The 855-nt window shown below is 50.3% G+C and carries 2 protein-coding genes; both read right to left on the bottom strand.

The features are described from left to right. Positions 1-356, bottom strand: a 356-nt coding sequence (locus tag BHE89_RS18980; RefSeq protein WP_458694244.1) for a hypothetical protein, incomplete at its 3' end; no start/stop codon positions are given. Between the two features lie 65 nt (positions 357-421). Continuing rightward, the coding region (locus tag BHE89_RS18975; protein WP_286146329.1) for a hypothetical protein at positions 422-855 on the bottom strand (434 nt) is incomplete at its 5' end.

Genomic DNA, 855 nt, shown 5'->3' with positions numbered 1-855 from the left:
AAACGCCCAGTGAGACAAGCCGCAAACTTGAAAGCAAACTTCTTGCTGGATTTGCCCAGCGCCAGCTTCTTGATTGCGCCTTTAGAGACCACCAGCTTGTAACCCGAACCGGCACCAGGTTCACGGCAAAACACCTGCTTATCCAGAGCCAGGTAGCGAATTGCGACGAGCTCAGCCAATAAGTCAGCCTCTTCGTGATCAAAGTCGATACGGACATCGAGGATGCCTTTCCGTTTTGTACCAACGCGCCAAAATACCAGAGCTGAGTTGTTTGAGGTTTTTTTCGAGACAGTAGTCAATGTCATCATGGTGAATTTCTCCATTGCCGGGATAGTGGTCGGCATCGCCGCCAGCATCCCTATTCGTTAAGGTTCATTTAGATGCTATCACGGGATTTTAAAATGCAACCCCTGGTGACAGTCTATTTATCATCCCATGATCGGTTATAGGCTCGGGCCAGGCGTTTCTCGATCACGTCTGAAAGGCTGCAATCATCAACCTCTGATAACCGCTTCAAGATACGGTGGGCTTTATCGCTGATGGTAATGCTCTTTCCTGCCCCTGCTCCCCGTCTGCGACTCTGCCGGATAGACGTCGCTAACTTGGCCTGCTGGTCGCTGGTGAGGTACTTGCCTACCCACCACGAAATAGACTGCCCATCTTGGCTGAGTTCGTTTAACTTCTCGACGGCCTCCGCTTTGAGTTCACGAGGAGTATCAAACCAGAATTTGGGGCGGGAAACAGATCGAAGAAGATAGACGCTGGCTGCGGTCGCGTCCTCGTCAGATATTCTCATGGTTTCGCCATTATCGTTACATGTCACGTTTAGCAAGTGTGACATGTAACGCCAATAAA

The organism is Shigella sp. FC1967, assembly GCF_001743005.1.
Classification (GTDB): domain Bacteria; phylum Pseudomonadota; class Gammaproteobacteria; order Enterobacterales; family Enterobacteriaceae; genus Proteus.
Note: the sequence above shows the minus strand (reverse complement) of the source record. Positions and strands in the feature narration are given on the sequence as shown.